General features: G+C 42.9%; 18 protein-coding genes. 1 reads left to right on the top strand and 17 read right to left on the bottom strand.

Annotated features, from left to right (window positions below):
* Positions 1-8 precede the first annotated feature (8 nt).
* The 10 genes from scfA to mltG all read right to left on the bottom strand — a co-directional run bounded on the left by scfA (position 9) and on the right by mltG (position 16,103).
* Positions 9-158, bottom strand: a complete 150-nt coding sequence (scfA, locus tag LK416_10695; GenBank protein UEA74120.1) for a six-cysteine ranthipeptide SCIFF — start codon at positions 156-158, stop codon at positions 9-11.
* A gap of 86 nt (positions 159-244) precedes the next feature.
* Positions 245-607, bottom strand: coding sequence for a TIGR04086 family membrane protein (locus LK416_10700; GenBank protein ID UEA74121.1), 363 nt, complete (start codon positions 605-607; stop codon positions 245-247).
* A 116-nt stretch (positions 608-723) separates the two neighbouring features.
* Positions 724-1,380, bottom strand: a complete 657-nt coding sequence (locus LK416_10705; GenBank protein UEA74122.1) for an HAD family phosphatase — start codon at positions 1,378-1,380, stop codon at positions 724-726.
* Positions 1,381-1,444: 64 nt separating this feature from the next.
* Positions 1,445-7,246 carry an Ig-like domain-containing protein gene (locus tag LK416_10710; GenBank protein UEA74123.1) on the bottom strand — a complete coding sequence of 1,934 codons (5,802 nt, stop codon included), beginning with the start codon at positions 7,244-7,246 and terminating at the stop codon, positions 1,445-1,447.
* Between the two features lie 16 nt (positions 7,247-7,262).
* Positions 7,263-8,087, bottom strand: coding sequence for a hypothetical protein (locus LK416_10715; protein ID UEA74124.1), 825 nt, complete (start codon positions 8,085-8,087; stop codon positions 7,263-7,265).
* 17 nt (positions 8,088-8,104) lie between these two features.
* Positions 8,105-10,246 carry a serine/threonine protein kinase gene (locus LK416_10720; GenBank protein UEA74125.1) on the bottom strand — a complete coding sequence of 714 codons (2,142 nt, stop codon included), beginning with the start codon at positions 10,244-10,246 and terminating at the stop codon, positions 8,105-8,107.
* Between the two features lie 12 nt (positions 10,247-10,258).
* The gene (locus LK416_10725) at positions 10,259-11,029 is read right to left on the bottom strand and encodes a serine/threonine-protein phosphatase (protein UEA74126.1); all 771 of its coding nucleotides are present in this window, start codon (positions 11,027-11,029) and stop codon (positions 10,259-10,261) included.
* A 29-nt stretch (positions 11,030-11,058) separates the two neighbouring features.
* On the bottom strand, positions 11,059-13,074 hold the full coding sequence (locus LK416_10730) for an FHA domain-containing protein (protein UEA74127.1): 2,016 nt from the start codon (positions 13,072-13,074) through the stop codon (positions 11,059-11,061).
* An 88-nt stretch (positions 13,075-13,162) separates the two neighbouring features.
* Positions 13,163-14,908, bottom strand: a complete 1,746-nt coding sequence (locus LK416_10735; protein ID UEA74128.1) for an FHA domain-containing protein — start codon at positions 14,906-14,908, stop codon at positions 13,163-13,165.
* Positions 14,909-15,050: 142 nt separating this feature from the next.
* Positions 15,051-16,103: an endolytic transglycosylase MltG gene (mltG, locus tag LK416_10740; GenBank protein ID UEA74129.1), complete on the bottom strand. Its 1,053-nt coding sequence runs from the start codon at positions 16,101-16,103 to the stop codon at positions 15,051-15,053.
* A 144-nt stretch (positions 16,104-16,247) separates the two neighbouring features.
* Between mltG and LK416_10745 the strand changes: the two genes are divergently transcribed.
* Positions 16,248-16,766, top strand: coding sequence for a peptidylprolyl isomerase (locus LK416_10745; GenBank protein ID UEA74130.1), 519 nt, complete (start codon positions 16,248-16,250; stop codon positions 16,764-16,766).
* 118 nt (positions 16,767-16,884) lie between these two features.
* Here the strand turns inward: LK416_10745 and LK416_10750 are convergent, their stop codons facing one another.
* The 7 genes from LK416_10750 to LK416_10780 all read right to left on the bottom strand — a co-directional run bounded on the left by LK416_10750 (position 16,885) and on the right by LK416_10780 (position 24,392).
* A complete protein-coding gene (locus LK416_10750) occupies positions 16,885-18,153 on the bottom strand; it encodes a diaminopimelate decarboxylase (protein UEA75912.1) in 1,269 nt (422 codons plus the stop codon).
* Between the two features lie 126 nt (positions 18,154-18,279).
* The gene (locus tag LK416_10755; GenBank protein UEA74131.1) at positions 18,280-19,914 is read right to left on the bottom strand and encodes an acyl--CoA ligase; all 1,635 of its coding nucleotides are present in this window, start codon (positions 19,912-19,914) and stop codon (positions 18,280-18,282) included.
* Positions 19,915-20,023: 109 nt separating this feature from the next.
* Positions 20,024-20,776 carry an A24 family peptidase gene (locus LK416_10760; protein ID UEA74132.1) on the bottom strand — a complete coding sequence of 251 codons (753 nt, stop codon included), beginning with the start codon at positions 20,774-20,776 and terminating at the stop codon, positions 20,024-20,026.
* A gap of 103 nt (positions 20,777-20,879) precedes the next feature.
* Positions 20,880-21,719: a 16S rRNA (cytidine(1402)-2'-O)-methyltransferase gene (gene rsmI, locus LK416_10765; protein UEA74133.1), complete on the bottom strand. Its 840-nt coding sequence runs from the start codon at positions 21,717-21,719 to the stop codon at positions 20,880-20,882.
* A gap of 24 nt (positions 21,720-21,743) precedes the next feature.
* Positions 21,744-22,502, bottom strand: coding sequence for a tRNA1(Val) (adenine(37)-N6)-methyltransferase (locus tag LK416_10770; protein UEA74134.1), 759 nt, complete (start codon positions 22,500-22,502; stop codon positions 21,744-21,746).
* Entirely contained in the window at positions 22,492-23,400 is a 909-nt protein-coding gene (locus tag LK416_10775; protein UEA74135.1) for a stage 0 sporulation family protein, read from the bottom strand. Before LK416_10775 ends, LK416_10770 begins: the two co-directional genes overlap by 11 nt.
* Complete coding sequence (locus LK416_10780; GenBank protein UEA74136.1) at positions 23,400-24,392, bottom strand: DNA polymerase III subunit delta; 993 nt, start codon at positions 24,390-24,392, stop codon at positions 23,400-23,402. The genes LK416_10775 and LK416_10780 overlap by 1 nt, the downstream gene beginning before the upstream one ends.
* Positions 24,393-24,396 lie beyond the last annotated feature (4 nt).

The following is a 24,396-nucleotide window of genomic DNA, read 5'->3' on the forward strand; positions in this document are numbered from 1 at the left end:
ATGATCTCTTACTTGTTCTCAGCATTCTCACAGCTCTGATTTCCGACTGTGCATGATGTCTTACAAGCTGACTGACATGATGTCTGGCATTCGCCGCATCCACCTTTAACCATTGTGTTCTTCATTGTTCTGTTTGTGAGTGTCTTTATTCTCTTCATAGGTACACTTCTCCTTTTTATGTCATATAGCGAAATTATAACACAACATGCTTTAAAGTCAAAGTATTTTTACGAAAAACTTGTCTCTAACCTAGCATTCCGCCAAGCATTCCGGCTGCGAGACACAGGATCACATTCGTTAATGTTCCTCCGGCAGAGATGTGGATCGTACCGTTCATAATGAAAGATACAATACCGATCACCAGCACATAGCACACTCCGAGCATCAATCCCCAGATATACTTTTGCTCCTTCACCATCTTGCCGGTAAGAAAACCGCCAAGGAACACAGAGATGCCATGAATGATGATAATACTCAGATGAATCGCCGTTTCACCCAGCCCCAGCTTGTACATGAGGAGTGCCGTTACAAGCAGCAGGATCGCTGTTATTATGTAAGATACCGCAAGTGCCTTTAACAGGCTGAAAATTTTCTGTCCTGTAATCATAGAAAAACCTCCTGACACTACTATATGCCGAAAGGTTTCCTTTCATTCCAGAGATCAGCCTCTATTCTGCTATATCGATCATTTTCAGATGTCATTTTCGAAGTCAAACTGCTTCATCAGTCTTCAAATAATTCCGTCAGTTCAAATATATCGTTGCTGATACGGTCTGCTTTCTTCTTTGTTTCCTCATCCGGCTGGATCAGATCGATCACCATAAGGGTATACAGTCCTGCATCGTGGGAGGCTGTCACACCATTAATGGAATCCTCTACTCCAACTGTCTCCTCCGGCTTCGTACCAAGCTTCTCACAGGCTTTCAGATAGATGTCCGGGTATGGTTTTCCACGCTCGATCTCATCCCCACAGATCACATCATCAAAATACGGAAGCAATCCGCTTCGAATCAGTTTATCCTCTGCCCGTTCCCGATCCGTCGAGGTTGCAACCGCCATCTTGATTCCTCTTGCCTTTAAAGTCTTTAGTGTCTCGATCACGCCATGCTTTAATTCAACGCCATGCTCATTCAGATATGCTTCGACCATATCCACTGTGCGTTGTCTGAATGCAAGATAGTCAAAATCTTCGCCCATTTTTTCTTTCATCACATGCGCATTTGTCTTCTTGGTTCCACCTGCCATCCGGTCACAGATCTTCGACATCTCATTCTCCGGGATACCGATGGACAATCCATTCTTCAACCAGCACATTCTGTATACCTTCTCGGAATCGATCAGGACTCCATCCATATCAAATGCTACCGCTCTTAATGCCATTTATGTCACCTCATTGAAAGACCACGCCTGTTTGGGCGTGGTCCCTTTCTTTCTATGTTTTAATTTACTGCTGTGCTTTCTTGCGCTTTCTGAGTATGATCCAGATTATGATTCCTGCAAGAATAAGAACTGCAAGAATGATCAGAATGATAACAACCGGTGAAAGCTTCTGTCTTAGCTGGAAGGAGAATACTTCTCCCGTCTCAGCATCAAAAGTTGATGATACGTTACCGGCCGCATCTGCTGCTGTTACCTTCACTTCATATTTTCCATAATCAGATACCTGGAAGTCATATGAATTTGTATCCTTATACAACGTTGGATCAATAGTCTTGCCATTGATCACAATCTCCGTGATCGTATCATCCGGGTCTTCCAGTCCGATCGACATTGTAAATGGATTTCTTACAACGCTCTTATCGTCCACACCACTTATAATGATTCGAGGTGCAGTTCCGTCATAGGTGAAATCAAATGTATTCGTAGTCTTATGTCCGACCTCATCTGTTACTTCAATCATCATCGTATGATATCCGTCTGTCAGATCGGAGAAATCAACGAAGTCGATTCCATCCAGCTTAACACTTGCTGTAAATACAGAAGTATCATTTACAGTCCAGAATGCATCATAGCCTTTATCCTTGATATCCGAGAAATCTTTGCTGTTCAGCAACAGATCTCCATTCTCATTTCTACGGGCTGCAAAGCCTTCCATCTTCTCTGTATTCTCAACCGATGGCGGGGTATTATCTACCGTGAACGCCATACTGTAATCCTTTGCCTTATTACCAATCGCATCCTGTGCTGAGATCTCAACTGTATAGACACCATCATCTTCAAACCGCTGGCTGCCTCTGCTGACCTCAGAACTGCTGCTGAAGTTCTTAAAGTAGCCGGATGATACATCTTTACCATCCTTATGAACGGTGATCGATACTTTATTTGTAGCAAAGAATGTCTCCTTTACTTCCAGATTCATATCTACATAGTCTTTTGAATCATCAGAAGCACCACCGACGATCTGGTATTCGCTTATATTTGACTTCTTGCTGTTTACTGCCGTTACAAATAACTCAGGCGCATTCTTATCTACCTTGAATGTCTTCGTTACGGCAGCCGCTGTATTGCCAACCATATCCTTTGCATTAAATGTGATCGTATATTCACCATCTTCTGTAAAGGAATATGTAGCTGTATGTGGATTACCACTTGAGAAATTGCCTGTATTCAGTGTAGCTATATTTGTTGTTCCTGCTCCGTCTGTCTTCTTTGTGATAGTTGCCGTAACATCTGTACTGCCAAGTGACGAACCATCATAAGAAAATGGGAATGCCTCATTTACGGAAAGAGTCGCTGTACAATCCGTTGTCTGAGAATCCGCAACACCTGTAATTGACAGAACCGGTGCGGTCTTATCGATTCGGAAGGTTACATTTTCTGCAATCTTCTTATTTCCGGCTTTATCCTCTGCAGATACGGAAATCTCATAATCACCTTCATCGGTAAATACAAGATCCGGATTTGCGGTAGTTGTCTTCCAGATTTCTTTTCTGTAATCCTTATTATATACAACTGCTCCGGAAGCATCCTTCCTTATCACATGTACGATGTATTCTTTTCCTTTATAATTATCTGCAATATTTACATTTAAGGCTACATTCCCATTGTTCAGCTTGCTTACGGTCGCTATACCGATCGTCGGAGCCGACTTATCAACAATGAAGCTAACCTTATCTTCCGCAAGGTTTCCGAATGCATCCTCTGCTTTAATCTTCAGGTTATAGATGCCTTCTGCATTTCTCTTAACCTCGAATGTACCATCTGTACCATTTAAGACAAATACATCATCCGCATCTCCGTTCACAGATTTATTCTTATCAGAAACTGTTATCTTATGCTTCTTTTCAAACTGCTCTTTTACATTGATCTTGAATCTTACGCCCTTGTTATAATATCCGTCATTCTCATCCGGATAAGGTGTGATCGTAATCTCCGGTGCTGTTCCATCCACTTTGAATTTGGATGCATTCTGATCATAGATCACTTCATTTCCGGCCTTATCTTTTCCGACCACTGTGAAATAATATGAACATGCCTTGCCATCCATCTCATCACAATTAGCGGTTGCCGTCAGCTCATTTGCACTGGTCTGCTTTACTTTAACGGTTTTCTTCTTATACTTTGTGCCATTGTAGTATTTATAATGCTGAATAACAGTGAAGTCATCCTTATCAAGTGCCTCATTATCTGTAATTGTGATCGCAACCTCTGTACCTGTCGACAAACCATCTTCCGGCACACCATCAATCTCTGCCTCCGGTCTTTCCTTGTCGATCGTGAACTGCATCTCGGTTACGGCATCTTCATTGCCTGCTCCGTCTACTGCAACGACAGTCCAGTCATAGAAGCCTGCCTTGCTTGCAGAGAATTCAAATGTCTTCTCACACAGATCGTCAAGTGTATATGTCTTGATCGCTTTCTTCTTATAATCAGAAGCCTTTGTTGCAAGATCATAGTCTTCTGTATTCAGAAGATATACAACCGTTCCAAGTGCAAATTGCTCTTTTACATTTGCTTTAAATGTAACCTTATCATTGTAATAATAATCTTTTTCCTCTGATACGATATCCGGTGTTACTGATATCTCCGGATTCATATCATCGTAATAGAAGGTCTTACTTGTTGTGCTTGAAACATTCCCTGAATTATCAGTTGTTTCCACATTGAAATAATATTTCATCGGCTTACCGTCAATAACCTCACAGGAATTAACAGTTGCCTTTGTTGTCTTAATATCTGTATTTTCCGAAAGAACAGTTAGCTGTCCCTTTGTACCGTCATAAGTTTCATAGTATTCAGTAATCTTTACCTTATCAGCGCTGATTCCATAATCATCTTTTACATTGATCGTGATCGGATGTTTTGAATCATTTCTGTATATTCCATTGTCAGGAATACCGGTAAAGCTGATATCTGCAGGCTTTCCGTCGATCACAAAATGACAGGTCGCTGTATTCACATTTCCGACTTCATCATATGCGTATACTGTCACTTCATACGTGCCGGCTTCACTATATGTAAATGCTGCAGATGCATTCTTACTTGCTGTTACCTGCTGTTCCTGCTCAGCAACTGCCTTTCCATCGCAGATTGCTTCCGCGTTAAATGATGTAATGAAATGGTTATCCTCCGCTGATGCACTTACCGTAACCGCCGAACCATTCCAGTAGCTCTTAAGATTCAGACTTCCGTCATCTGCCATATCGGCGATCGCAACGCGATCAGGGCTAATGCTGTCGATCTCAAACTGATATGGAATACCTTCATCAGAAACATTCTTTGATATACCGTTTCCAGCCATATCATCGATATAGAATGTGATCGTATATGGCTGATTCTCCTGAATACCTGCTGTCAATTCAAACGTCTGCTCTAACTCTTTTTTCGGATCCGTCGATAAGTTTTCAGACACGATCTCCTGTCCGTTCTGATCTGTAATCTTATAACTCCTGATTGCAATGCTGTCCTTTGCAGCTATCTTGATCTTAGGAACTGTAGTTTTTGAATAATAATATACATTATCGATACCGGCTTCATAGTCTACAAATTCCATCGTTGTAACAGATGGAGCACTCTTATCGTACGCGATCGTACAGCTCTTTTCTGTTGTATTTGCATCACTCTCAAGATCTATATAATGATGCTTTGTCTTGATATTGAAAGAATAGACTCCTTCTTTTTGTAATGTATAAATAAGAGTAAGGGTTGTATTTATACCGGAACTATTCTTCGCAATCGTCGGTGTGATCTGTTCACCTGTAGTACCTGTTACATCCGAATCCCTTCTTACCACATTACTGATCACATCGTTCTGATCAAGATCAAGTCCTGTAACCTTGTATGTTACTGTAACATTATTGCCACCTGTATATACAAGATCGGAGAGATCTAACGGTGTACCATCCGCATTTGCCGTAATTTCGTCCGTAAGTGTTTCATTATTTACGATAACCGTAAACTTCTGTGCAGCTTCATTTCCGGCTTTATCTGTGACAGTCACAACGACATCATATACGCCTGCATCTGCAAGTGTCAGAGTGTTGTCTGCCGCTAATGCTTTCTCACTTCCGTTTACTGTAACCTTTGTACTTGCTACGCCACTTCCTGTTCCGACATCGTTTCCCGGATCTGTAGCTGTAACAGTCAATGTCTCTCCTGTTGCCCCGCTTACTACATATTTCTCATCCTGTGCTACAGCTGCATTCTTAACTGCACTCGTTACTGTTACTACAGGCTTTGTTGCATCCAGATTAAATGTGACATTTTTGATGCTGTCCAGTTCCATACGATTCGTTACTGCATAAGAGATTGTATGTACACCATCTTCCAAATCTACTGTATCACTATCCCAATCTGTATATGTATAAGTATATTTATTTCCATTTGCGGATACTTCTATATTCCTATCAAACGGTGCGCCATCAAATGTTGCTACAACAAAGTCAATCGGTGAATGATTTTCTTCTGTCTTTACATTCTTAACTGCAAGTCTGCTATACCATCTATCAGAATTATAGCTGTATGAACCAAGGCTTGTAGATGCGGATACTGATGTTCCCTGATATGTGTTTACAACACCACTTACGAAATCCGGTTCATCATCATCGATAAATACGATCGCACCGTTTTCGTCAAATGTATATGTAGAGACTTCTGTATAGTCTGAATCGCATACACTGATCGCAACTTTATAATCTTCTCCGGTTGCTGAAGACTTCGGAATCGATACACTTGCTTTATAGCAGCCTGCATCTACATCCTCTGTCATATCTGCTTTCTGCCATTCTCCCCATACAGCACCATTTGCCAGTCTGTATTTCAGGGTCAGCGGCATAAGGCTTCCATCTACTGTCTCCTTTGCAGAGACAGTTACTTTGATCGAAGCATCTACCTTATTCAGAAGTTCCTGAATCTTGTCTCCAACCTTCTTTACCGTTGTATTCTCACTTGCTGTTACATCTGTAATCTGAACTGTCGTTGGATAAAGGATCTTTACAGCCGATACACCAGACTCTCCGCCGCGGTTTGTAACCGTGAATTCATAAGTTCCGGCTTCATTAACTGTTAATGCATAATTACCATCGTCATCTGCATCTATGATCGTCTCTGCACCACCATCCACAGTATAAGCTACCTTTGTGATATCAGCAGGGTCTTCTGATTCCTGACGGATATATGTATCATCTGTACCATCAGCAATCGCCAGCTTAATATTGACAGATGATCCCGGTTTTGCATAATAATAACCTGTTTTAGCGATCAGCTCATCGCTCTCTGTTACAGACGCCTGAATCGTCGGAACCGGTACTGCCGGAACCGGATCATTACCTTCGTCACTATATACGGCAACGATACCGGCAAAGTCATATATGCCCTCTTCCTTCGTTGTCTTATATACAGCGAACCGGTACTCATCATCCACCGTTTCAACCTTTACTTTTTTGATCTTGGACGCTTTCTTTGGTGCATCCTTCTCATCTGCATCACAGGAAGTTGCTACCTTCTGATCCTCATTAGCATCGTCAGCATCGAGTGCTTCCATCAGATAGTCGCCCTTAAATGTAACTGCCGACTCTAACGGAACCGTAATCTCAATCTCCTTAACACTGTCAATCTTAACGCTTCCGTCTTTTGCTTCTTTATACTTTACTTTCTTTGGAATATAATCTTCCAGATCAATGACCTCTTTTGAGAACTCATCTTTCGCCGCTATTCCAAATCTGTTATCTATCGCCACCAGTGACAACAGCATAACAGCCGTCATGACCAACGCGATCAATCGATGCAAATACTTATTCTTTTTCATATTGGTCATTCCCTCCTTATATTGATTCATCTGTATGTACTACGACGATATCTGTTACTATCTTGAAACCTGCACGATCCTTTATTTCCGGCTTCGTTCCATGAACCGCCTCATTTAAAAGAACGTTCGTTGCTTCTTCATCCGATGTCAGAACATTAGTTGCTTCCTCATCATCCACCGCTGCCAGAATATCGGTTGCTCCTTCTGCATCATCTTCCATCATCAGAACATCGGTTGCTCCCTCCATATCATCTTCCATCGTCAGAACATCGGTTGCTCCCTCTGTATCATCTTCCATCGTCAGAACATCGGTTGCTTCATCTGCATCATCTTCCGGCGTCAATACGTCAGTTGCCTCATCGTAATCTACATCCGCCGATAATATATCGGTTTCTCTCTCGTAATCATCCGGTTCTGTTAAGATATCTGTCTCTTTCTCGTAATCATCCGGTCCCTGTAAGATATCTGTCTCACGCTCGAACTCATCCATCCGGCTCTGCTGTTCTTTCTTAAGCTCATTGACTGCCTTTTGATACCGTTCATTACCTTTCTTTTCCAGTTCTTCTGAACGGGAGGTCTTCCGTTTGATATCTCTTACCTCGATCTTTCCGGTACTATCCTTAGACTTGATCGCGTCCTTCTTGGAAGCACCGCTTCCCTGAACACTCTCATATCCCTTTTCCCGGATCTCCCTGATCTGCTTTCTCGCGGTACTTCCGGACAGATCACCGATCACCTTTGGTATATCTAACTTTACAAACAAAATAACTGCAACAACCGCAAATACAACTGCAAGAGCTATGCCACCGAATAACATTATATTGCATATAGTTTCATTCATTGTTATCACCCTCACTCTCACTTAGCAGCTGCTGTGCCATCAATTACTCCGGCAATTGCAGAATTCACGATTAACGAGTTCCATTCATTGTTACCACGATTTGCAAGTATATTAATCTTCTTACCTGCATTGTAAACTGCCTGTACCTTGGATATTCCTTCACTTCTCCACTTCTTTGGATTAGATCCGTATTCTCCCGAATATCTGTCGTACAGATAATTCAGATGACTTACATATATGTCTGCCGCAAAATCCTCTGTACCCATGCTGTCTTCTGCCGTCTTATATATCTTTTCAGCTGAATCATAATAATCTTTCTTACCGCTAGAAACTGCAAGTGCTATATATGTCTCAGCTTCTTCCTTCATATATTTGACATAAGATTTCTTTGTATTGTCAGAAATATTCTTGTCTGTAATATCGATACTTGCAAGATAACGATTCAATGCGTCAACTGCTTTCAGATAGAAGGATTCCCTCTGATCATCAGTTGTTGCATTTTCTGCTTCATAGGAATATACCGAATACAGGATCCTTGCGTACTGTGCTGTATAATACTTTACGTTTCGATCCTCAGGGAACGCATTTGATAATGCTGTACTGTTCTCGTCCAGTTTCTCATTTGCTTCCTGCAACAGGGCAATCGTCCGTTGTGGCATATCGTCTGCTTCACTTCCAAGATTATCAACATATATTGAAGCGATATTCAGATAATTCACATATTTACTTGTATTGGTATCTTCCAGATTGCTGCTATTATATTCTTCAAAATTAAACAGGTTCTCTTGGCTGTTCGCAAAGTTGGAATTCTTCTTGATCTTATTCTCACAGATAGCGGAATAATAAGATGCCTGTGCAGCTTCATCCGGGAAGTTCTCTTTATCGTTTACCTGATTAAAATACTGCATTGCAGCTTTGTAATCCTGAATTTCATTGTAATAAAGGATTGCTACCTCATAAACAACATCATCCTGAACCTTATCAATATACTTGGTTACATACCGCACACCAAGCTTAGCTCCACTGTCCATGCCTTCGGATGATGTCTTCTCAGCATCTTGTGTGGCATCGTAATAATAAGCATATGTATCTAACAAACCAAGATATGCATCTGAAGATGTCTCATCCAATGCGATCGCATCTTTATAGATTTTGATTGCATTATTTACATCATTATCCTGTAATGCATTCTCTGCCTCTAAGATCTTATTGCTGTAATTCTGTTCCTTGATCTCATTCTTCTTCACGCCGCCGATCACTGCACATGCAACAGATGCCAATGACAATCCACCCATCGTACAAAACATGATCAGTTTCTTCTTTGCCTTTGCCCGGTACTCATTATCCAATTCATTGTAATGATCCAGCGCATACAGTAACTCTGAACAGGACTGATATCTGTCATTTGGATTTGGCTGACAACATTTGATAATGATCTGCTCAAGTCCTGATGAAAGCATCGGATTCCACTGTCTGATCGGCTTGATCTCATACGGCGGTTCACATGGATTCTTTCCGGTTACCAAATGATATAATGTCGCACCCAGATTATAAATATCTGTTCTTGCATCTGTATTATAGATACCATGTCCCTGTGCATCACCGAACTGTTCCGGTGCAGCATAACCCCTTGTTCCAAGGGCTGTCGTATCTGCATTATTCTCTATTACATATTCCTTTGCTGTTCCGAAATCAATCAATTTCACAGATCCATCCGGCTTTAACATAACATTGGATGGTTTCATATCTCTGTAAATAATAGGTGGATTCATAGAATGCAGGTAATCAAGTGCACTGGCAAGTGCGCGTCCCCACTCAATTACATCCGACTGCTCCTGCGCTCCCTCTGCCTTCAGGACTTCATTCAAAGGTTTTCCCTCAACAAAATCCATGATTACATAAATCGTTCCATTTTCATTTATGATGTCAACGATTCGCGGCAAAACCGGATGATCTACATTTTTAAGAATATTTGCCTCTCGTTCAAGACCCTTTAACAGAGTCTCAACGCTTTTGGAACCATCATTTTTGATCTCCTTAACCGCCCACTGTTTATTCAGTCGATTATCCATCGCCAGATAAACAATTGACATTCCACCCTGACCAACTTTTTTCAGTATTTCGTATTTTCCATCTAATACTGTACCTAATTCTGTCATCTTATCTCCCCACTACTCTGTCTTAATTAACAATACCGTGATATTATCAGTTTCCTTTCTGTACTTATCCAGTTCTGTAAGGAAAGCGCAACCCTCACGCATGGCATTTTCATCCAGCGCCGCTTTCGGTCCGATACGATCCAGCATCTCATTCTCTGATATCTTATGTCGGAATCCGTCTGAGCATAACATGTAGCAGGCATTTTCTTCGATATATCCTCTGATAAAATCAGGCTCTACCACAGGTGATGCACCGATACATTGTAATAAAATACTTCTTCTGCTGTCCTTCTCTGCCTGCTCCGGTGTCAGTCTTCCGGCAGCAACCTCACGCGCTACAAGCGTCTGATCCTTCGTAAGCTGTGTGACCTCTGTTGTTAATTCATATACACGACTGTCTCCTACATGGATAATGTAGTAATGTTCTCCATACATCAACATTGCAGACAGAGTGGTACCGATCATGATCCCCTGTGCTTCTCCGTATGCTTTTAATTTCTCATTTTCATTAATTGCTATCATATCCCACTGTTGTTTCAATATGGAAGCATTAAATGTTCCGGAAATCACCAGTTCCGGAAAATCCTTCTCGAACCAGTCGCAGTATGCACATATCACTTCTTTACTGGCAAGCTCGCCTTTTGCAAGTCCTCCCATACCATCACAGATAATTGCAAATACCGCAGATCCCTTCGGCGTCTCTGCAATCTTAATTGCCAGAGAATCCTGATTATTTTTCTTTTTTATTCCTACGTCTGTGTAATACGCTGCTTTATACTTCATACTTCTCTCCTGCTCTGTTGTCCCCACGCTTATCTTATATGATATACAAATTCTTCATCTCCCAATGAAACCTTTGCATTGTTTGTTAAAAATACATTTTCCTGCCCTGCTATATTTTTTCCGTTTACATATGTACCATTGGTTGACTGATTGTCTTTAATATAGCTGACACCATTCTTTCTCTCGATAATACAATGGATTCTGCTGACATCTGAATTATCGGTTACAGTATAGTCTGCCTTTGTTGTCGATCTTCCGATTGCAAATTCCGGCTTATTTATATAGATTTTTTCATTTGTTGCTGTTCTTAACAGATAAGGCACCGGTGCCTGTGGCTTCGGCGCATCTGTCTTCTGTTCCGGCATCGGTGGTACCGGTGCTGCCTCCGGCTTCTTCTCCGGCATCGGTGGTACTGGTGCTGCCTCCGGCTTCTTCTCCGGCATCGGTGGTACCGGTGCTGCCTCCGGTTTCTTCTCCGGCATCGGTGCTGCACCATTCATCGAAGATACCGGCGGTACTATCGGCTTGCCGTCCGGTCCCATCTGCATTGGCATCGGACGATTCGGCATCGGCTGACCGTTTGGCATCGGTGCTACCGGCTTGCCGTCCGGTCCCATCTGCATTGGCATTGGGCGATTCGGCATTGGCATTGGGCGATTCGGCATTGGCTGACCATTCGGCATCGGTGCTACCGGCTTGCCGTCCGGTCCCATCTGCATTGGCATTGGGCGATTCGGCATTGGCTGACCGTTTGGCATCGGTGCTACCGGCTTGCCATCCGGTCCCATCTGCATTGGCATTGGGCGATTCGGCATTGGCTGACCGTTTGGCATCGGTGCTACCGGCTTGCCGTCCGGTCCCATCTGCATTGGCATTGGGCGATTCGGCATTGGCTGACCGTTCGGCATCGGTGCTACCGGCTTGCCGTCCGGTCCCATCTGCATTGGCATCGGGCGATTCGGCATCGGCTGACCGTTCGGCATCGGTGCTACCGGCTTACCGTCCGGTCCCATCTGCATTGGCATTGGGCGATTCGGCATCGGCTGACCGTTTGGCATCGGTGCTACCGGCTTGCCGTCCGGTCCCATCTGCATTGGCATTGGGCGATTCGGCATTGGCTGACCGTTCGGCATCGGTGCTACCGGCTTGCCGTCCGGTCCCATCTGCATTGGCATTGGGCGATTCGGCATTGGCTGACCGTTTGGCATCGGCATCGGACGTCCCGGCATCGGCTGACCGTTCGGCATCGGCATCGGACGTCCCGGCATCGGCTGACCATTCGGCATCGGCATCGGACGTCCCGGCATCAGCTGACCGTTCGGCATCGGCATCGGACGTCCCGGCATTGGCTGACCGTTTGACATCGGAGATACCGGCTGTGACATCTTAGCCTGATTCTGCATGACTCCGACACGACTTACCTTATCAGCTGCCGTTTTATTTTCTTTTACTTCCTGTTTTTTCTCTTCTTCGATGTGGATACCCATATCAAGCAACAGATTATCCACATACTTCTTCATATCACTGATAGAAAATGTTCCTCTGCGATTTGTGAATGAAATTAAACGTGCAACATAATTATCTCTATCCATCTCAAAATAAGTTGCATCACAGATAATAGCTTTTACGAAATCCCGGACTTCATTCAGATCTGTTATCTCTTTATCAACTGCAGCGACGATAAAGGAAACCTCCAATGTCTCAGGATTGACAAATATATACTGAATATCCTTAGCCACATAGCTCAGGGATATCATATTCATTCCAAATGTTTCAAGCGCAGACAATACATTATACAACAATGTAAGCATCTGTTTCTTATTGATCTCTTTTTTCAGAAACTCTGTCATCTGCATCCGTTCACCGATCTGATATACAAATGTTCTCTGTCCTTCTTTTTCCTCAAGTGTATATGGAATGATCTGTGGAAATCTTCCGGACATACCCATATCCACTTTTGTATCAACAACATCTGCAGCATCTAGCAGATACTTGCATGTATATTCCTCGCCGGTTCTTGTAAGTATTACTTTGTTTTTCTTCATAACCCTTTTCTCCATTCTATCTTGTTATACACCAAAAGCAGGTATTGCTACCTGCTCGTGTTCACCCCTCCCCGAGGTGATAAATTTATTAACTTAATTTGAAAATAAAATCTTCTCCGCCGATCGTGATCATAGCATCATTCTTCAGTTTTACTTCCTGACCTTCCTCAAGCTTCACACCATCTACTAATGTAGCATTGGTTGCTTTGTTGTCTTTCAGGTAGCAGCCATCATCTCTCTGATAAATGATCGCATGAACTCTGCTGATCGCACCATTTCCGTCGATTCGGAAATCAACACCACGATTTGCTTTACCAAGCTTGAATACCGCTTTGTTAACCATCACACGTTCTTTCGTGTTTACTCTAATAATATATGGCATCGCCTTTGGTATGCCCGGTGCAGGCTTCTTCTCTTCCTCAGGTGTCTGATCCTTTATAACACTCATTCCACCTGTAAGCTCTACTGTGGTTCCGGTTGATGAACTCTCCTCCTCCGGCTTCTCCGTAGGCACAACCGGTGTCGTGAGTGTCTCAGGTTCTTTTGCATCTGCCTCATCTACATCACCTGCGCCTCTGATCTGCTCTGTCGGATTATCAACTGCTTCATCTATTTCCGTCTCATCTACTGCCTTCTGTATGATCTTAGCACGATTGATTCTAATATTCTTTATTACCGGTGGATTCTCGATCAGATTATCAAGATCCTGTGTATCGATCAGAACCGGTTTTTCTTCCTTCTTCTTTTCTTCTGCCATAATCTCAGTTACACCCTCTGCTGTATGGGCAACTTCCTTTATGTCAAATGCCTGTTCTGACTCCTCAGCTTCGGATGCCAGCATCTCTGTCATACCTTCTGCTTCTCCGTCATCCTCAGGAGTCTCTATCTTGATCTCTGTTGCAGCTTTGATCTCACCCGCAGCTTCTTCCGCAACTTCCGTCTCCTCTGCAATTTCTTCCGATTCATCGTCTTCAATCTCTGTATCTTCGTCTAAAGTAAGCTCCTCAAGATTGCTCTCATCAAAGACATCCATATTTACCGAGCTTCCGATACTGTCAGTATTCTCATTCAGATCCAGATCCTTGAATATCGTATTCTCCTCAGTAGGTTCTTCATCGTACATCTCAAGTCCATCATCATCGTCGTCAAACAGAATATCCTTGAACTCAGGAAGATCATCCAGTGATGTATCTGACTGCGGAACTTCAACTGACTGTGATACTTCCACACCTGAATCACCGACATCCATAAATTCTTCTTCCACCTGCATACCTGCAGATTCCATTAACTCTGTCAATTGCCCGACAAATCCCCTGATCGTGAACTTCTCTACATTCAGCATATTTATAAGCTTAGCAACATAATTACAATCTTCATCGTCCGCATATGTTGCATTCAGAATCAGGCCTTTTACAAAAGCCTTAAATTCCGCATTTGCTGCCACATCCGATCCTACCGGAATACAGATCATCTTTACATCAAACGTTACAGGATTTACATATGTAAAATCCTTATTCAGAATAACATATGAAACAGGGATTCCCAGATCACGCATATTCATAATTCCTGATGCAACCCCTCTGATTATACCCAGCATCATCTCTGCATGTACCGTGCCTGAAAGGAGTGCTCCAACTGTTGTTCTGTCCGTTATATTGTATGTAAGATAATCATTCTCATCATCTTCTTCATAAATGATATCAATGAGTTCTGCAATTTTATTATCATCAAGGTAATCAAGCAACTCTTCATCCAGATCTGTCTCATCATCCAAAACATAAGACAAATACTTTTCAGAGCCTATATTTCTTACTTTGAAATTCACTTTTCTCATCAAACAATCCTCCTATCACACGTTCTGCTGTGCATATAAGGTAACAAATTATCCCATTGTTCATGCATACTCTATAAGTATATATAATTTCACCATATATCGCAAGTCTTTTTAAAAAGAAATCGGCAATCTGCCCAATACATTACTGCGTATTAATATGTTCATCATATGTGGATGAGAAGATATGGCTTCCATCTCCGGCATCACTGGTATGATAATACAGATAATCGTTCTCATCCGGATATAATACAGCCTCTATCGATGCCTGACCCGGATTGCAGATCGGTCCTACCGGAAGTCCGGTATTTTTATAAGTGTTGTATGGTGATTCGATCTCCAGATCATCATAAGTAACCTCTGACTTATCATACATTCCGTCTGTCAGAGGGTACAGAACCGTCGGACACATCTGAAGCATCATATCGATCTTTAAACGATTATAGATAACACCTGCAATGATCGGTCTCTCACTGTCAATCTTTGCTTCACGTTCCACGATTGATGCCATGATCAGGATCTGATAATCTGTATATCCAAGATCTGCTGCCTTGGCACTGTATTCTGAGGTATAAACGCTCCGGAATTTTTCCAGCATCGTATCAATCAGACTTGCCGCAGTCGTATCTTCATAAATATCATAGGTTGCCGGAAACAGATATCCCTGAAGGTCGTACTTCGCACCATCTGTATTCATGTCTCCGGTACTGAACGGGATCTGATGATTTCCGTTCTTTACTTCATTCAGGAATTCCTCCGAGCTGCAAATATCCTGCTCCTCACATTTTGCTGCGATCTGTTCGATACTGTATCCTTCCGGTATCGTCAGTGTATCAACAACTTCCTTGACAGGTTCTACATAACAAAGTTCTTCTATCATCTCGAGTGTACTCATTCCGGTGTTCAGTGTAAATGTACCGGGCTGGATCCGTCCTCTGTATTCTGATTCTTTCACTCGTAATACAAATGCATATTCATACTTGATCAGTCCGGCGTCATGCAGGATCGCTGCCACCTTCTTTGACGATGCTCCTTCCGGAATCTCGATCGTTACATCTGTTCCCGATGCGCTCTCCGTCCCCTTGTACTCATCCATAAAGCCATCATAGACATTTTTAATCTTTAATCCGCCTATCACAACAAGGGCAATAACGACGACCAATACAATAATTACCTTAATACCTTTTCCGTTCTTCACTCTGCGTTTCTCCTTTTTCTGTTTGTAACTTTTTATTCCCCAATAAAAAATATACCCCAACCCAAAACAATGCATCCAACATTGACTTTGTAAAGCCTGTAATGATATGATAGCCTCATCATAAATGAAAGGATGCGATTTATTTTGGCAAATCCAATAGTAACAATTACAATGGAAAACGGTGATGTTATAAAGGCTGAGCTGTACCCGGACATTGCTCCTAATACAGTTAATAACTTTATCTCACTCGTAAAAAAAGGCTTTTACAATGGTTTGAACTTTCACCGTATCATCAATGGTTTCATGATTCAGGGCGGATGCCCGGAAGGAACCGGAATGGGCGGACCAAACTATAGCATTAAAGGTGAATTCTCACAGAATGGCTTCAAGAACGACCTGAAGCACACTGAAGGTGTTCTCTCCATGGCTCGTTCCATGCGACCGGATTCTGCAGGTTCCCAGTTTTTTATCATGCACAAGGCCGCTCCTCATTTAGACGGTGCATACGCTGCATTTGGCAAAGTAATCGAAGGAATGGATGTTGTAAATAAGATTGCAACAACCCGAACAACTTACGGTGATCGTCCTGTAAAAGAACAGAAAATGGCTTCCGTAACTGTTGACACATTTGGTATTGATTACCCGGAACCTGAAAAAGCCTGACTAAAATTCAGTATAAACTAAAACAGCCATTTTGGGAACAAATATTTCTCCAAAATGGCTGTTTTTTTTGCTTTTTTCTATAACCCGGCACAACGATTCTCAACCGTCTCAGGTGAACTTATTTTTCGTTCAGATCCACATTCCAGAAGCCGTCTAATGTAGCAAAATAATCATCCGGTGTCTCTGCCCTGCGGATCAGTTTGGTACTGCCGTCTTCACAGAGGAGAACCTCTGCGGATTTCAGCTTGCCGTTATAGTTATATCCCATTGCAAAGCCATGTGCACCTGTATCATGAATTACCAGAATATCTCCCATATCGATCTTTGGAAGCATACGATCAATCGCAAATTTATCATTATTCTCACACAGCGAACCTGTTACATCGTATTTGTGGTCGCATGGTTCATTCTCTTTACCAAGAACTGTAATATGGTGATATGCACCATACATGGCAGGCCGCATCAGATTAACTGCGCATGCATCTACACCGATATATTCCTTGTGTGTATGTTTCTCATGAATCGCTGTTGTGATCAAATGGCCATAAGGAGCCAACATGAATCGTCCAAGCTCTGTGTAAAGAGCTACGTCACCCATTCCTGCAGGAACCAGGATCTCCTCATATACCTTTCTTACGCCTTCGCCGATCGCAAGGATATCATTCGGCTCTTTATCCGGTGTATACGGAACGCCTACGCCGCCTGACAGATTGATAAAGTCAAGCTTTACGCCTGTCTTTTCCTTAATCTCAACCGCTACCTCAAATAAGGTTCTTGCAAGAACCGGATAGTAGTCATTCGTCACTGTATTGCTTGCAAGAAATGCATGCATTCCAAATCTCTTTACACCTTTGCCCTTCAGGATACGATACGCCTCAATGATCTGATCCTTGGTCATACCATACTTGGCATCTCCGGGGTTGTCCATGATTGTTGTGGAAATAGAGAAGGTTCCACCCGGATTATATCTGCAGCAGATCTTCTCAGGAATTCCTGCTGTCTTTTCAAGGAAGTCAATATGTGTGAAATCATCCAGATTGATCGTTGCACCAAGCTTCTTAGCAAGAACAAATTCTTCTGCCGGCGTATCATTGGATGAAAACATGATCTCGTCTCCGGTAAATCCCAGTTTATCTGACATCATAAGCTCTGTCAGTGATGAGCAGTCCGTACCGCATCCCTCTTCCTTTAAGATACGAAGAATAGTAGGATTTGGAGTCGCCTTTACCGCAAAGAACTCCTTAAATCCCTTATTCCATGAAAATGCCTGATATAACTTTCTTGCATTTTCTCTGATTCCTTTTTCGTCATAAAGATGAAATGGTGTTGGGTATTTCTTAATCATCTCATCAACCTGTGCTTTTGTTACAAATGGTGTCTTCATGATTATCTTACCTTCCTGTTGTATTTTGTGATTCCGACTATATATTTAAGCACACACATCTGAGTTTGTAAAGAACACATATCAGATTCTGCTTTCTCTATCTGTATAATGCCACGATCTGTGATCTCTTTATGCATTATTCTCGGCTGCAACAAGGTTATCGCTCTTATGCTTCTTACGAAGGAGCGGCTTCTCGATCTTACCGGTTGCATTTCTCGGTACATCCTCAAAAATAATCCTTCTTGGTCTCTTATATCTTGGAAGTTCCTTACAAAATTCATTGATTTCATCTTCGGTACATTCCATGCCATCCTTTGTCTCAATAATTGCCGCTGTAATCTCACCGAGTCTCGGATCCGCAAGTCCGATAACAGCTACATCCTTGATCTTCGGATATTTACTTAAGAAATTCTCAATCTGTACCGGGTAGATATTCTCACCACCGCTGATGATGACATCCTTCTTACGGTCAACCAGATAGATAAATCCATCTGCGTCCTGTTCCGCCATATCTCCGGTATACAGCCATCCGTCTTTTAATGTCTCAGCCGTTGCTTCTGGATTCTTATAATAACAGGTCATAACACCGGGACCTTTTAATATCAGTTCTCCGACATCTCCCTGCTTCACATCTTTACCATCTTCATCTACAATGCGCACCTGCCATCCATATCCCGGAACGCCGATCGCACCGACTTTATCGATATTCTCAACACCCAGATGTACCGCGCCCGGTCCGATAGACTCTGACAGACCATAGTTCGTATCATACTGATGATGCGGGAAGTATTCTTTCCAACGTTTGATCAGGCTCTGTGGAACCGGCTGTGCTCCGATATGCATCAGTCTCCACTGATCCAGCTTATAATCCGATAATTTTACTTCACCTGATTCTAATGCCAGCAACAGATCCTGTGCCCATGGTACTAACAGCCATACAATGGTACACTGTTCATCTGATACGGTCTGAAGAATAGTCTTTGCATTAACGCCCTTTAACAGAACTGCTTTTCCGCCTGTGATCAGACTTCCGAACCAATGCATCTTTGCCCCTGTATGATATAAAGGCGGAATACATAAGAATACATCATCCTTTGTCTGTCCATGGTGCTTCTGTTCCACCGTAGCTGCATGCATCAGGCTCTCATGGTTATGTAAGATTGCTTTCGGGAAACCCGTAGTTCCTGATGAAAAATAAATTGCCGCATCGTCGCTGTCCTTGATATCTCTTTTCTCAAAGGTACTGGAACAGTTTGCCGTAAGCTTATCATAGTCCTCTGCAAATGTCGGACAGTTACCGCCTGCGTATAACAAAATACGCTTCTCTGCAATCTCATCTACAACTGTTTCTACTCGTCCGATAAATTCCGGACCGAATACCAGAACATCCACATCTGCAAGCTCTACACAGTATTTGATCTCCTCTGCATCATAACGGAAATTAAGCGGTACTGCCAAAGCTCCTGTCTTTAATGCTCCAAAATAGATCGGAAGCCATTCCAGACAGTTCATCATCAGTATACCGATCTTATCTCCTTTCCGGATTCCTCTGGAGACCAGAAGATTTGCAAAACGATTTGCTTTCTCGTTAAATACATTCCACGTGATCTCTCTTCTATACTGACAGGTTGGATTCGCCTCGATCAGCTCATATTCTCTCCATGTTACTCTCCTTGTCTCTGTGACATCAGGATTAATCTCAACCAGTGCTACGTCATCCCCGAATTCTCTGGCATTTCTTTCCAGATAATCTATAATCGGCATTTCCATATTCCTCCATACATTGTAACTTTTTCGCTCAAACGCTTTAACGCGTTAAACATCCATACCCTTTAGTATACTCAATCTCCCTTGAATACACAAGCAGTTTTTTCTATATCTCAGGATTCATAGCCGCTTTTATAAAATCGATGTAATGATTCATGATGATATTTCCACAGAAAAGTGCGATCGCAAGCCCCACGCTTAAGAACGGGCCAAATGCAAAATGGTCGTTTTTACCATGACTTCTGCGAACCAGACAGATCACACCATAGATTCCGCCAAGGATCAAACCGATAAAGAAACCGACCACTGTTGCTTTCCAGCCAAGCAAGAAGCCGGCAGCGAACATCAGCTTGATATCTCCGCCGCCAAAGCCTTCCGGAATAAACAGAACGATCAGATATAAAGGAAGGCTGATACAGATCATTCCGATCAGTCTGGATACGATCGTAACCTCATCCATTGCAAGAAACTCAGATCCCGGAACTGCATCCGACACGAACTGAAGGATCAGAGATACCACGCCCATCACAAAGATAATGACATTCAGCATAAATGGGATCTCCATGGTATCCATATCTATAAAGGTCACTACGGTAAGAACTGCCAGAAACAGAAAATAAATAATCCCCTGTAATCCCATACCGAAAAATCCGGTAAATAAAACCGCTGCCACACCGCCAAATATAACAATCCCTGCATTTCTGAATTTTCCCGGTTCGTGCAACCGCTCTAACTGCTGCTTCTCCGGTATCCGGTAGATCACCTTTGTCAACAGATAGAAAATCGCCATACCTGCAATAAAAAATCCGAGGCAGACTGCCACCCTGCCAACTGTTCCTGATATCTCCAACCACGCCATATGTTTATACCCCTTTCACCTTTCATCTGTTTATAACTGCCTGCAAATCATCATTTCTATCTCTCATGAATAATTCCGGCATGAGCTTTACAACTGTTTATTTCTATCGCATAACCACATTATATACTTCACGCTTTGGAACGCCACGGTCTGCTGCCGCCTGTTTGATCGCGTCCTTTTTCGTCATGCCCTGTTTCTCATACATAGCGACATGTTCCTCTATCGTCATCGAAAGGAACTCCTGCTGCCTCTCTGCTTTTGCCGCAGCCACATCCATTCCCTCGATCACCATTACATATTCGCCCCTCGGTTCATGCTCTTCATAATAATTGATTGCCTCTGACAACACGAACTGCTCGATTGTTTCATGCCGTTTCGTAAGTTCCCGGCAAAGTGTAATCTTCCGGTCGCCAAGTGTATCAAATAATTCCGCAAGTGTCTTCTGTAATCGGTGTGGTGCTTCATAGATCACCATCGTTCTGGTCTCATCCTTTAACTCTGCAAGAACCTCTGCCTTTTCTTTCTTATCCTGTGGCAGAAATGCTTCAAATGCAAACCGTCTGGTCGGCAGTCCCGATGAGATCAGTGCCGTGATACAGGCGCATGCCCCCGGTACTGCTGTTACCGTCACTCCTGCCGCAAGTGCCTGCCGTACCAGTTCCTCACCCGGATCTGAGATCCCCGGTGTTCCGGCATCCGTTATAACTGCAATATTTGTTCCTGTAAGAAGCTTGTCCACCAGAACCTTTGCTTTATCATATTTATTAAATTCATGGTAACTGGTCATCGGTGTTTTTATCTCAAAATGATTTAACAGCTTGATACTGTTTCTCGTATCCTCTGCTGCGATCAGATCCACCTCTGACAGTGTGCGTACCGCCCGGAATGTCATATCTTCGAGATTCCCGATCGGCGTAGCGACCAGATATAATATACCTGCCATGTAGATTCTCCTGTTCTGTCTGTTTTATTTCTTTGCTTCCCCTTCATATGTATCGAGAAGCTGCTCCGTGTAAACACCCGGTTCTTTATAGACGATCAGCGGCGGCTCGATCTTGATTCTGGAATTACCGCCCTTTACGCCCTCTACGATCACCATATTCGGTTCTTTATCAATATATGGATGAATAAGCTGCATCCGTTTCGGTTCCAGTCCATTTGCCAGCAGCCCTTCAAAAATCTCTGCCAGCCGGAACGGCTTATGTATCATATAGAAGCTGCCACCCGGTTTCAGCAGATATGCCGCTGCCTCTATCACATCTGAAAGCGTCACGCAGATCTCATGTCTGGCAATATTCTTCGGCTCGTCAGGATTTGTCAGTCCATGATTCCCGCTGATATACGGCGGATTCGATGTAACGATATCAAAAGAGGCCTTCCTGTAATTACAGGAGACCTCTCTGATATCTCCATGATCGATTCGAACCTTCTGTTCCAGATCATTTAATCTGACACTCTTTCCTGCCATCTCTGCACAGGCATCCTGAATCTCCAGACCGACAAACTGACAGGTTCCGTCAGGCGGTTCCTTTGCTGCCAGCAGGATCGGTATAACACCGGTTCCCGTTCCAAGATCCATGTACATGCCATCCCGTCTGTGCTTTACAAAATTTGCCAGCAGTACAGCATCCATGCCAAAGCAGAACATATTGGGATTCTGTATGATCTGATACCCCTTGCATTGCAGATCATCTATACGTTCATCAGGGAGAAGATCAATCATCAAATTTGGATTTTCCTCCCTTATCTTCCAGCGCCTCCAGTGCTTTATATTCCTCGTCACTGATACGCTCTGTATTTCTTCGTTTCTTCGGTTTGAACTTCAGTTCACTGACCGGATACTCCATAACCTCTTTATTATCATCCTTATCCGTAACCACGATCCTTACTTTCTGACGAAGTACGCTTACAGATAAGACTTCACCCTTATTTCCATCCACTGTCCGAACAAAATCTCCGACATTTGGAAGCTTCTCATTCAGATACTCATATGTGTCCTGTTCATGTTTCAGACAGCACATCAGTCTTCCGCATACTCCGGATATCTTTGTCGGGTTCAATGACAGATTCTGTTCCTTTGCCATCTTGATCGATACCGGAACGAACTCTGACAAATGCTCATGGCAGCACAGCTCCCTGCCACAGATACCGATACCGCCAACCATCTTCGTCTCATCACGAACACCGATCTGACGGAGCTCGATCCTTGTCTTGAATACAGATGCCAGATCCTTTACCAGTTCACGGAAATCAATTCTTCCATCTGCGGTAAAGTAGAACAGTACTTTATTATTGTCAAATGTATACTCGGCCTCGATCAGCTTCATATCAAGCTTATGTTTTGCAATCTTCTCTTTACAGATAGCAAATGCCTTCTTGCTCTTTTCTTTATTATCTTCGTGTCTTTTCTTATCTTCATCAGTAGCTACTCTTATGATCGTCTTTAAAGTGGATACGATCTTACCATCGTCTATGTTCCGCTTACCCAGTACAACTTTTCCGAATTCTACACCACGGGCAGTTTCTACGATAACAAATTGTCCACACTCAACATCATGGTCTCCCGGTGAAAAGAAATAAATCTTACCATTCGGTCTGAACCGAACTCCAATGATCTCTTTCATTATTTATTCTCCTTTATAGTCAGAAGCATAAGTTCCATAGCCACATCAAAGTTAACATTTGCTTCCAGACGGATCTTCGCCTTATCCATTGCCTTTAAGACATCCTCAATTCCCTCATAGGAGATGTGGGATGACTGCTTGCGGATATCCGTATAATATTCCTTGAACATCAGCCGTCCGGCATTTCCGGTGATCTTTAACATCAGGATATCGCGATACCACATCATCATCAGATCAATATAATCACCGATCTTTAACTTGTGATGGTTCATATTCTTGATCGCAAACATAATATCGTCGACTGTCATATCCGGGATCTTGCGAAGAACACCTGTTACATCCTCTATGATTTCCTTGTATTCGTCACTGGTCGCAAGTCGGATCGCCTTACCCAGATTACCCTGTGCAAAGTCCATACAGAAATCCGCTTTTTCCTTTGGAAGCTTCAGCTCATTCATCAGATAGTCCAGTACATCCCGCTCTCTGACAGGCTTAATATTCAGTACGATACATCTGGAAATGATCGTCGGAAGAATCTTGTCAATATTGCTGGTCAACAGGAAAATGATCGCATACTCCGGTGGCTCCTCGATCGTCTTAAGCAGAGCATTCTGTGCATTTGCATTTAAAAGCTGTGCATCGTCGATCACATAGATCTTATACCGGCTGCTATACGGTTTGATCGTTATATCCTTATTTACCTGATCACGGATTTCCTCTACAGAGATCACATTTGGTTTGTCATGTGTGACCCATGTAACATCCGGCTGATTATCCGTATCCATCTGCTTGCATGATTTGCACTTGCAGCATGGCTCCGTTCCGCCTTCTTCACACTCCAGAGTCTTGATTATGGCACGCGTCAGAGTCTTTTTACCACTGCCTTCTTCTCCATTTATAATATAGCCCTGGGATACCTTTCCCATCTCTATACTTCTCTTAAAATGCTGGATTATATCTTCATGTCCGATAATTTCAGAAAATTCTATCATGCTC

The sequence above is a fragment of the Lachnospiraceae bacterium GAM79 genome, from assembly GCA_020735665.1.
Lineage (GTDB): Bacteria > Bacillota > Clostridia > Lachnospirales > Lachnospiraceae > Coprococcus.

What these genes read in the sequence shown, in the direction of transcription:
- scfA (UEA74120.1), bottom strand. Translation starts at nt 158, where the DNA reads ATGAAGAGAATAAAGACACTCACAAACAGAACAATGAAGAACACAATG.
- LK416_10700 (UEA74121.1), bottom strand. Translation starts at nt 607, where the DNA reads ATGATTACAGGACAGAAAATTTTCAGCCTGTTAAAGGCACTTGCGGTA.
- LK416_10705 (UEA74122.1), bottom strand. Translation starts at nt 1,380, where the DNA reads ATGGCATTAAGAGCGGTAGCATTTGATATGGATGGAGTCCTGATCGAT.
- LK416_10710 (UEA74123.1), bottom strand. Translation starts at nt 7,246, where the DNA reads ATGAAAAAGAATAAGTATTTGCATCGATTGATCGCGTTGGTCATGACG.
- LK416_10715 (UEA74124.1), bottom strand. Translation starts at nt 8,087, where the DNA reads ATGAATGAAACTATATGCAATATAATGTTATTCGGTGGCATAGCTCTT.
- LK416_10720 (UEA74125.1), bottom strand. Translation starts at nt 10,246, where the DNA reads ATGACAGAATTAGGTACAGTATTAGATGGAAAATACGAAATACTGAAA.
- LK416_10725 (UEA74126.1), bottom strand. Translation starts at nt 11,029, where the DNA reads ATGAAGTATAAAGCAGCGTATTACACAGACGTAGGAATAAAAAAGAAA.
- LK416_10730 (UEA74127.1), bottom strand. Translation starts at nt 13,074, where the DNA reads ATGAAGAAAAACAAAGTAATACTTACAAGAACCGGCGAGGAATATACA.
- LK416_10735 (UEA74128.1), bottom strand. Translation starts at nt 14,908, where the DNA reads ATGAGAAAAGTGAATTTCAAAGTAAGAAATATAGGCTCTGAAAAGTAT.
- LK416_10755 (UEA74131.1), bottom strand. Translation starts at nt 19,914, where the DNA reads ATGCCGATTATAGATTATCTGGAAAGAAATGCCAGAGAATTCGGGGAT.
- LK416_10760 (UEA74132.1), bottom strand. Translation starts at nt 20,776, where the DNA reads ATGGCGTGGTTGGAGATATCAGGAACAGTTGGCAGGGTGGCAGTCTGC.
- rsmI (UEA74133.1), bottom strand. Translation starts at nt 21,719, where the DNA reads ATGGCAGGTATATTATATCTGGTCGCTACGCCGATCGGGAATCTCGAA.
- LK416_10775 (UEA74135.1), bottom strand. Translation starts at nt 23,400, where the DNA reads ATGAAAGAGATCATTGGAGTTCGGTTCAGACCGAATGGTAAGATTTAT.
- LK416_10780 (UEA74136.1), bottom strand. Translation starts at nt 24,392, where the DNA reads ATGATAGAATTTTCTGAAATTATCGGACATGAAGATATAATCCAGCAT.